The 9633-nt window shown below is 71.9% G+C and carries 9 protein-coding genes; 4 read left to right on the top strand and 5 right to left on the bottom strand.

Features of this window, described 5'->3' with window-relative positions:
* On the bottom strand, window positions 1–525 hold a 525-nt coding region (locus N869_RS09770; protein ID WP_035060878.1), incomplete at its 3' end, for a hypothetical protein.
* Between the two features lie 430 nt (window positions 526–955).
* On the opposite strand from N869_RS09770, the gene N869_RS09765 reads away from it, so the two are divergent.
* Window positions 956–1723: an ABC transporter permease gene (locus tag N869_RS09765; RefSeq protein WP_035060875.1), complete on the top strand. Its 768-nt coding sequence runs from the start codon at window positions 956–958 to the stop codon at window positions 1721–1723.
* Between the two features lie 72 nt (window positions 1724–1795).
* Here N869_RS09765 and N869_RS09760 read toward each other — a convergent pair whose 3' ends face one another.
* Window positions 1796–3139: a mannitol dehydrogenase family protein gene (locus tag N869_RS09760; RefSeq protein WP_035060890.1), complete on the bottom strand. Its 1344-nt coding sequence runs from the start codon at window positions 3137–3139 to the stop codon at window positions 1796–1798.
* A 303-nt stretch (window positions 3140–3442) separates the two neighbouring features.
* Between N869_RS09760 and N869_RS09755 the strand changes: the two genes are divergently transcribed.
* Window positions 3443–4894: a SulP family inorganic anion transporter gene (locus tag N869_RS09755; protein WP_035060887.1), complete on the top strand. Its 1452-nt coding sequence runs from the start codon at window positions 3443–3445 to the stop codon at window positions 4892–4894.
* Window positions 4895–4913: 19 nt separating this feature from the next.
* Here the strand turns inward: N869_RS09755 and N869_RS09750 are convergent, their stop codons facing one another.
* Window positions 4914–5900 carry a glycosyltransferase gene (locus tag N869_RS09750; protein ID WP_035060872.1) on the bottom strand — a complete coding sequence of 329 codons (987 nt, stop codon included), beginning with the start codon at window positions 5898–5900 and terminating at the stop codon, window positions 4914–4916.
* 150 nt (window positions 5901–6050) lie between these two features.
* Here N869_RS09750 and N869_RS09745 point away from each other — a divergent pair, with 150 nt between their 5' ends.
* The gene (locus N869_RS09745; protein WP_156968479.1) at window positions 6051–7046 is read left to right on the top strand and encodes a glycosyltransferase; all 996 of its coding nucleotides are present in this window, start codon (window positions 6051–6053) and stop codon (window positions 7044–7046) included.
* Window positions 7043–8002, top strand: a complete 960-nt coding sequence (locus N869_RS16560) for a glycosyltransferase (RefSeq protein WP_052105333.1) — start codon at window positions 7043–7045, stop codon at window positions 8000–8002. The genes N869_RS09745 and N869_RS16560 overlap by 4 nt, the downstream gene beginning before the upstream one ends.
* Here the strand turns inward: N869_RS16560 and N869_RS09735 are convergent.
* Window positions 7986–9449: a hypothetical protein gene (locus N869_RS09735; protein WP_035060869.1), complete on the bottom strand. Its 1464-nt coding sequence runs from the start codon at window positions 9447–9449 to the stop codon at window positions 7986–7988. The genes N869_RS16560 and N869_RS09735 overlap by 17 nt on opposite strands.
* Window positions 9446–9633, bottom strand: a 188-nt coding sequence (locus N869_RS18530; RefSeq protein WP_035060866.1) for a hypothetical protein, incomplete at its 5' end; no start/stop codon positions are given. The genes N869_RS09735 and N869_RS18530, both read right to left, overlap by 4 nt.

Raw genomic sequence — 9633 nt, 5'->3', positions numbered from 1 at the left:
CGCGGCACCGGGCGCGGCACCGGGCGCACCCGGTGCTCCCGGAGCTGCCGGAGCACCCGGCGCGGGTGCGACGTCCGGGTCGGTCGGCTCCTCGGTGGGGTCCGTGTCCGGGTCGGTGGGCTCCTCACCGGGGTCGGTGGGAGGTGCGGTCGGCGCCGGGTCCACGTCGGCGGACACCACGACGGTCGACTGCCCCACCAGGGCACCGTTCTCGTCCGTGACGACGAGGGTGTAGACCCCGGCCTCGGTGAGGGTGACGGCGAAGGTCGCGACACCGTTGTCGCCGACCGGCTTGGTCAGCGATGCCGTACCGGCGATCTGGATCGCTGCGTCCGGGATCGTGGCCGGGTCGGAGGTGACCGTCAGGGTCGCGCTCTCACCCTCGTCAAAACCGGATGCGACGACCGCGAAGGTCTCACCGGCTGCCGGCGCGGGCGAGGTGACAGCCACCTCGTAGCCCGGCGCCGAGTACGCCAGTGCTGCGGTCGGGGTGAGGGCCAGGGCCGCTGCGGCACCCGCGCTCACCAGTAGACGACGTTTCATTGAGTTCCCCCTGTCTAGATGGTCGACGTGGACGCCGCTTCATCGATCGAGCGAACCGAGGCGGCACCACAGACGTGCAAAAGACTAAGCCCAAGAAGCACAGAACACACCCCCAGATGTCTCAGATCCGTAACAGAACGGAAATGATCATCAAGACTCGCTCGCCAGAGCCGATGCAATCAAGAGGAATCTGCCTTCAAAACGCACGTTCGTCGCACTCGGGAAACAAGGGGCGTAAAGGTACGACCGGGTCGATCCGTGACGCCCCGGGCACCACGCCCTGGCGGCGCACCGGGAGTCTGGCCAGACTGGGCCGATGACCGAGCCCCCGATGACCGAGCCCCCGATGACCGAGCCCGGAGCACGATGAACCCCGCCCCTGACCGCGAGCACCGCCACGAGCACCACCACCGTGGGTGAGGCCGCGGTCTCACCGAGCCTCGCCCTGGGGATCGTCGTCGTGGTCCTCGCCGTCGTGGCCACGATCGCCGTCGGCGCCGCAGGCCTGGACCTCAGACGCGCCGTGGTCGCCGCCACCGGCCGTGCGACCGTCCAGCTCGCCGTCGTCGCCGCACTCCTGGTCGTCGTGCTGGAGTCCCTCCCCTGGACCCTGCTCTACCTGGTGCTCATGTTCGTGGTCGCCACGCTCACGTCGACACGGCGGCTCGGCCTGGCCCCGTCGCGCCCCTGGGCCGCGCTCCCCATCGCCGCAGGGACCGTGCCCGTCGTCGCCCTGGTGCTCGCCTCCGGGACCGTGCCCTGGAGGGCCGAGAGCCTGCTGCCCGTGGCCGGAATCATCCTGGGCGGGGCGATGACGGCGACGTCCCTCGCCGGTCGCCGGATGCTCGACACCCTCGGCCAGCGAGCCGGGGAGTACGAGGCCGCCCTCACGGTCGGGCACCAGCACCACGAGGCCACCCTCGAGATCGCCCGCGACTCCGCCGGGCTGGCGCTCGTCCCGCCCCTGGACCAGACCCGCACCGTGGGCCTGGTGACCCTGCCGGGTGCGTTCGTCGGCGTGCTCCTGGGCGGCGGGACCCCGCTCGAAGCCGGTGCCGCCCAGCTCCTGGTCCTGGTGGGTCTGCTCGCCGCCGAGGCCCTCGCCGTCCTCGTGACCATCCACCTGGTCGCCCGACGCCGCCTGCTCACCGACGAGCTGGCCGCCCGGCTACCCACCTGAGACCCCGACAGGGCCGGCTCATCGCGGCCAACCACGCCGTCCGACGGAGGCACACGTCGGCACCCACCCGGGTCAGAGCTCGCGGGCGAGCGCCACGACCACCCCACGCAGCTCGACGTCGTCGGCGAGCGCGGCGTCCATCGCCCCCAGCACACGCGCCACGGCCTCGTCCAAGGACCCGCCCGCCAGGCCCGACAGCTCCTCACCGCGCGGGTCACGGACCGGCGCACCGTCCCCCCGCAGGTGCCGCACCCACGCCGCCAGCACCCGCGCCGCACCCACCGGCACACGACCCGCAGCACGCTCACGCCGCAGGGTCGGCAGCACCCGGACCGGCAGCTTCTGGGAGCCGTCCATCGCGATCTGCGCCAGCAGGTGCCGGATCGCCGGGTTCGCGAACCGGTCCAGCAGCGCCCGGCGGTACTCCGCGACGTCCTCATGCGGCAGCGTCAGGTGCGCCGACGCCTCGTCCCACCAGTGCTCGACCCACCCCCGGCACACGTCATCGGTGATCGCGTCCCGCACGGTCCGGTGCCCCCGTACCGACCCCGCGTACGCCAGCAGCGAGTGCGCACCGTTGAGCAGGCCCAGCTTGCGGGCCTCGAACGGCGCGACGTCATCGGTCACGATCGCACCCGCTGCAGCCCAGTCCGGGCTCCCGGCGATCATGGAGCCGGACAGCACCCACTCGCTGAACGGCTCGGTCACGACCGGCGCACGGTCCTCGACCCCCGTTCCCCGCCGGACCAGGTCGACGTCGGCGTCGGTGGGCTCAGGGGTGATGCGGTCGACCATGGTCGTGACCCACGCGACGTTCTGCTCCAGCCACCCCACCATCGTGGGGTCCACGAGCTCGGCCATCGCGTGCACGACGGTTCGCACCGCCGCGCCGTTGTCCGGCAGGTTGTCGCACGGGACCACCGTCAACGGTCCCGCGTCGGCGTGCCTCCGGGCCATGAGACCGGCGAGGATGCGCGCGGGAGCGGTCCGGACGCGGGCCGTCGGCTCCTCGCGCAGGGTCGCCAGGTCGGCCTGGACGTCGTCGCGGGCGGTGTCCGGACGACCGTCGGCGCCCCGGACGTAACCGGCCTCGGTGACCGTGGAGGTCAGGACCGCCACGGCCGGATCGGCCACCCGGGTGATCCACGCCTCGTGATCCTGCGCCGCACGTGGCTCGACCACACTGGTGACCACCTCGAACGCGTCACCGTCCGGGCCGCGGGTGTCAAGGGTGAACAGGCCGTCCTGGGCCGCCATCGCCAGGGCCAGGTCAGGGCTGCGTCCCGTGAACGCCGCGATCCCCCACTCCTGGGCATCCGGCGCGTGGTGGGTGTACCAGGCCTGGTGCGCCCGGAAGAAGTTGCCCAGACCGAGGTGCACGTGGCGGACGGGAGGGGCGGGGGCTGTGCGTGTCATCGTCGTCACAGTCCCCAGACTGTACGGGGTCCGCGTCCTCACGAGCGTGACCGGACCCTCGCCTCGCGGTACCGTGCACGTCGAGCGCCGCAGCTCGACCCATGGCAGCTGTGCGTCGGCTCACCTCCACGACCGTCGCGCGGCGCTGCACGCACGCCCACCCTCCCGTCGCCCTCGAGGCACGGCCGCCGTGGGCGCCCTACGCCACCGAACGAACGAGCAGACGGAACCTACGTGTCGCACGCACCACCGGCCCAGACGCCCTCCCCCCACGTCCCCGAGGCCCACGAGGCCCACTCCGTGATGGCCGCCCTGCGCTCACCCAAGCGCCTGCGCACCGAGGTCCTGGCGGGGCTGGTCGTCGCGCTGGCCCTGATCCCCGAGGCCATCGCGTTCTCGATCATCGCCGGGGTCGACCCCCGCCTCGGTCTGTTCGCCTCGTTCACGATGGCGGTGTCCATCGCGTTCCTCGGCGGGCGGCCCGCCATGATCTCGGCAGCCACCGGCGCCATCGCCCTCGTGGTCGCACCCGTGGCACGCGAGCACGGGGTCGACCACCTCATCGCGACCGTCATCCTGGCCGGCGTCTTCCAGCTGGTGCTCGGGGCGCTCGGGATGGCCAGGCTCATGCGGTTCATCCCGCGCTCGGTCATGGTCGGGTTCGTCAACGCCCTGGCGATCCTGATCTTCATGGCGCAGCTGCCGCACCTGGTCGACGTCCCGCCCATGGTGTACGTGCTGCTCGCCGCCGGGCTGCTGATCATGGTGCTCCTGCCGCGGCTGACCAAGGTCGTGCCAGCCCCGCTGGTCGCGATCGTCATCCTCACCACCATCACGATCACCATGGCCATGACCGTCCCGACCGTCGGCGACGAGGGCGAGCTGCCCCGCAGCCTCCCCTCGCTGCTGATCCCCGACGTCCCGTTCACCCTCGAGACGCTCCGGATCATCGCGCCGTTCGCGCTCGCCATGGCACTGGTCGGCCTCCTCGAGTCGCTCCTGACGGCCAAGCTCGTCGACGACGTCACCGACACCCACTCGAACAAGACCCGTGAGAACCTCGGCCAGGGCGCCGCGAACATCATCACCGGGTTCTTCGGCGGCATGGGCGGGTGCGCCATGATCGGCCAGACCATGATCAACGTGAAGGTCTCCGGGGCCCGTACGCGCATCTCGACGTTCCTCGCCGGGGTGTTCCTGCTGGCACTGGTCGTCGGCGCAGGTGACCTGGTCGCCCGGATCCCGATGGCCGCCCTCGTCGCCGTCATGATCATGGTGGCCGTCGGGACCTTCGACTGGCACTCCCTGCGCACCCTGCGGCGGATGCCCCGGGCCGAGACCACCGTCATGCTCACCACGGTCGCGGTCACGGTGTGGACCCACAACCTCGCCTACGGCGTGGGCGCGGGGGTGATCGTCGCGATGGTCGCGTTCGCCCGTCGGGTCGCACACCTCACCGAGGTGCGCCGCATCGACGAGGTCGACGACGACGTGCGCGTCTACGCGGTCACCGGCGAGCTGTTCTTCGCCTCGTCCAACGACCTCGTGTACCAGTTCGACTACGCAGGTGACCCCCCGAACGTCGTCATCGACCTCTCCGGGGCGCACATCTGGGACGCCTCCACCGTCGCCACCCTCGACGCGATCACCACCAGGTACGCGGCCAAGGGCAAGACCGTCACGATCCTCAACCTCGACGACGACTCGGCCAGGCGCCACGAGCTCCTCGCCGGGCAGCTCGGCAACGGCCACTGAGGGACGGCCGGCGCCGCCCTCAGGCCCGGGTCAGCCCCAGGGCCTCGCGCAGCGCCGCCAGCTGGGCCTCCCACCGCTCCCGTTGCGCCACCAGCGCAGACTCCTGCACGTGCGGGGCGTCCTCCAGCGCAGCGCTGATCGCCGCCGCCAGCGCCGACGCCTCGTTCGCCGTGGCGTGCCCGTACGGGAACACCTCGTTCAGGGCCGGCCAGTCCGAGACGACCAACGGGCGCAGTGCGTAGACGGCCTCGTAGGCGCTACGCATGATCGACGTGGGCTCGGTGGTCAGCGAGACGACCACGTCGGCACGCGCGATCTCGGCCAGGTAGTCCTTCTGCCCCAGGAACCCGACGAAGTCCACGTTCGCGGGGGCCCGCTCGCCGAGCCCGGCCGGACGACGGCGCAGGTCGCCGGTGATCGCGACGTCGACGTCGGGAAGCAGGCGTGCCGCCTCGACCACCTCGTGCACGGGCTCGTCCTCGGAGTACACGCACACGAACAGGACCCTGGGCCGCGGTCCGCGCTGCGGTGGTCCGATGGTCCAGGACGGCGGTGCCTCATGGACCACGAGGCCACGCGCACCCCAGGTCTGGACCAGCCTGACATAGTGGTCGACGGTCACCATCACACCGGACGAGCGGCGAGCCAACCACCGCGTCACGCCCAGCAGCTTGCGGCTGACCACGTTGCCCTTGACACCGAACGAGCCGGGGTGGCTGTCCAGCAGGAACCTCGTCCGGGTCACCGCACAGTAGGCGGCGACCACCAGGCCGGGGAAGACGGGCGGATTGGTCACGATGACCGCCCGGGGCCGGGCACGGACGAGTGCGGCAGCGGTCGCCAGTGCGCTCAGCACGTAGCGGACCGGCACCAGGGGCTTGCGACTCAGGGCCGGCATGTAGACGTGGACCGGGGCACCCCCGAGAGCCTCGGCGATCTCGACGGCGCGCCCTGCATGACGCTGCCAGGTGACGTGGACGACGGGTGGTCTGCGATGGGCGGCCATATGATCATTCTTACCTGATCCCGTGACTGACCAGAATGCGGGACTCGGGAATCGGGCGTATCGGCACACAACACCAATGCTTCGCTGACCTGCTGTGACATTCATGTTTCGTGGGTTGTCACCTGAAGCCCGTCACGGGATCGTGGCCTCGTGCTGACACCGGATACTGACTCCACCAGGACTACGTCGACCCCCGTCCCGGCCTTCGTCGCGACCACGGGCGGGCACCTCGTCCAGCTCAGCCTCATGGCTCCTGTCCTGGAGCCCGAGCGGCACGAGAACGCACTCTGGATCACCCACCGCACCCCGCAGAGCGAGAGCATGCTCGCCGGGCGCGACGTCATGTACGTCCCGACCATCAGGTCCCGCGACTTCCGCAACGTGGCACGCAGCACCCCGAGCGTGCTCCGGGAGCTCCGTCGGCACTCGGTCGACACCGTGTACAGCACGGGTGCCGCCATCGCGCTGGCAGCGCTCCCAGGCGCGCGCCTGGCCGGGGCCCGACCGCGCTACATCGAGAGCCTGGCCCGGTCGACCGGGCCGTCGCTCGCCGGCAAGGTGCTGCAGCTGCTCCCGTGGGTACCCCTGTACACCCAGTACCCTCAGAACGCCCGGGGCCGCTGGCGGTACGACCGGAGCCTGCTGGACTCCTTCGACGTGGAGGACGCCGGTGGGACACGGGTGCCGCGCCGCGTGTTCATCACCCTCGGCACGGCCCGACCGTGGCAGTTCCGGCGCCTGGTGGAACGGATGATCGAGATTCTCCCGGAGGGGACCGAGGCCGTGTGGCAGACGGGGGCGACCGACGTCGCCGACCTTCCGATCGATGCCCGGCCGATGCTCTCGGACGAGGAGTTCCGCGCCGAGATCGAGCGTGCCGACGTGGTCGTCACCCACTCCGGGTGCGGGACGTTCATCCGCTGCCTCGAGGCAGGGAAGATCCCGATCATGGTCCCGCGCCGGGCAGCACGCCAGGAGCACGTCGACGACCACCAGGTACAGATCGCCGCCGTAGCCCAGCAACGCGGCCTGGCGCTGTCGCGCGAGGTCGACGACCTGACCGCCGAGGACCTGCGGCACGTCACCGGGTTGCGGGCCCGACCGGCCGACCCGCTCGACAGCTCGACCAGCAGGCAGGTCGCATGAGCGCCGTGCCGCAGGTCAGCGTCGTCATCCCCACCTACCGCCGGCGGGACAACCTCCTGTCCGTGGTCGCGCCACTGGTCGACGACCCGGCGCTGCACGAGGTGATCGTGGTGGTCGACGGTTGCGACGACGGTTCGCTCGAGCTGCTCCAGGACCTCGCGGTCCAGCACCCGGTGGTGCGACCGCTCTGGACCGAGAACAGCGGTGGAGCGGCCGCCCGCCAGACGGGCATCGACCACGCCACCGGTGACGTCGTCCTGCTCCTCGACGACGACGTCGTCGCTGCCCCGGGGCTGGTCAGCGGGCACGCCCGGCACCACCAGCACGCCGATGACCTGGTGGTGCTCGGCTACATGCCGACCCGGCTCCCACCGCCAGAGATCAGGGGACGCTTCGCGACCCACCTGTACGCACAGGAGTACGAGGACGTCTGCGCCGCCTACGAGGCCGAGCCCGCGACCATCCTGTCGCGCCTGTGGGGCGGGAACGTCTCGGTCCGGCGCGAGAACCTCGCCGAGGTCCCGTACCACTCCGGACCGTTCGCCCGCAGCAACCACTCCGACCGGGACTTCGGCCTGCGCCTGGCGGTGGCGGGCCTGCGCGGGGTGTTCGACCGGTCCTTGCTGTCCACCCACGAGCACGTCCGCCCCCTCGAGGCGTTCCTGCGCGACGCCCGACGCCAGGGCGCCGGGCGTGCACTCGTCCACGTCGAGCACCCGGACCTCCTGGGCCCGCTGCGCATGGACGAGACCTTGAAGGGCCTGCCGACACCGTTGCGGGTGCTCGTGCGGCTGGACCGCGTGGGCCCGCTGCGCACAGCCATGAGCGCGCCCCTGATGACGCTCACCCGGACCGCGTCCCGTCTGGGCATGACCGGCGTGGAGGTCACCGGCGCCAAGGTGCTGCGGCGGTTCGAGACCCGCCGCGGCATCCGCGAGGTCATCCCGAGCGCGTGACCTCCGGCACCGACCCCGGTACGGGACGCCCGTACCGGGGTCCGGTGAACGTCGCGCGCCTCCACCGGTCGGCCGCGAGCGCGGCCCCGGCGAAGCCGAGGAGCGACTGGGGAAACCCTGCGTTGGTGAGGTAGGGCCAGATCAGGGCCGCGAACGGGAGGAACAGCAGGATCCCCAGGACGGTGGCGGCGGCCGCGCTCTCGGTGCCGTCACGGGACCTGGCGGTGCGCCGGGCCCGGGCACCGAGGGCCACGAGTCCCACGACGGCCGCCAGCAGCAGGCCCACGCCACCCCGCAGGACGAGTGTCAGGTACTGGTTCTCGGTGGAGTCGAACTGGACCGAGCTCGGTGTGTCGATACCGATTCCCACCCCGGCCGCGCGGGAGAGCAGCGGGAGGTAGTCGCGTTCCCAGACGAGCATGCGGTACTGGACGGTCTGGGGCAGCAGGCCCTCGGTCGTACCGGCCGCCGGTGTCGTCTGCTCCTCCATCCTGGCGTCCAGGGCGGTGGAGAACAGGGCGCCGACGACGGCCGCCAGGACCGCGAGCAGGAGGATCGCGCGGCCCAGGCGGCGGACCACCGCAGCAGCCACGAGCACCGCGAACGGGACCCAGAAGAAGAAGGTGACGGTCACGGCCAGGACGAGGGCCGCGACGTCCACGGCGAGGACCGTGAGGAGCTGCCACCGGCGCAGCACCGTGCGGTCCCCGCGCAGCAGGAGCACCGTGGCCAGGACGACCGGCACGATCAGGTAGCCGCCGAAGGAGTGGGCGATCGTGAACGGGCCGGTGACGCGCGGGTTGATCTCGCCGGGCAGGGGCAGGAGCCCTTCGCCCACCGTGACCAGGAGCACCTCGCGGACGCCGGGGACGTCGGCGTACTGGGCGAGACCGACCAGGGCGGGCAGGAGGCTCAGGCCGAGCACCCACCGCAGGACCAGCACGAGGTCCTCGCGGTTCCGGACCGCCCGTGAGGCGGTCCACCAGGTGGCGAACAGGAATGCCGGCAGCAACCCGGCGCGCAGCAGCATGTCCGGGTAGCCCTCGACACCGCGCAGCTGGTGGTAGATGCCGAAGCCGATCCCGGCGACGGCGAAGAGTCCCAGGCCGGCGTCCGTGGCCGAGAACCTCCGCCAGCCCTCAGGGCGGCGGAGGAACACCACCACGGCGCAGCCCAGGAGGAGAACCTCGGAGATCTTGAGCCCGGGGATGACCAGCCCTCGCCCCAGGCCTGAGAGAGCCGGGACGACGGCGGCCACCACCACGGCTGCGACCACGGGTCGTCGCCACACCGCCAGTGCCAGGAGCGCCGCTCCGGCCACCGCCACCGGTCCGACCGGGGTGACCACGATCGAGAGCCCTGCGACGACCGCCACGGCCAACGTGAGAGGAAGGACCCGCCACAGGGCCGGGGCCGGCGACGCGGTCCCCGTGTGCAGGGTGCTCACCTCTGCGGAGAGGTGGCGGCGGGCTGCAGCTCTCTGCCCTCGCCGGGTTCGGCCCCCCGGTCGCGCGCGGAGACCTCCCCCGGTCCTGTGGCCTCGGGCACGGCGGTCTCACCGGCCCTCGGGCCGTGCGCCCGGTCACGGGAGCGGCCGGCGGCCGGGGTCACGGCGACCAGGACGTGGGTGG

Origin of the sequence: Cellulomonas bogoriensis 69B4 = DSM 16987 (assembly GCF_000767165.1) — a bacterium.
In the GTDB taxonomy this organism is placed as follows: domain Bacteria; phylum Actinomycetota; class Actinomycetes; order Actinomycetales; family Cellulomonadaceae; genus Actinotalea; species Actinotalea bogoriensis.
Note: the sequence above shows the minus strand (reverse complement) of the source record. Positions and strands in the feature narration are given on the sequence as shown.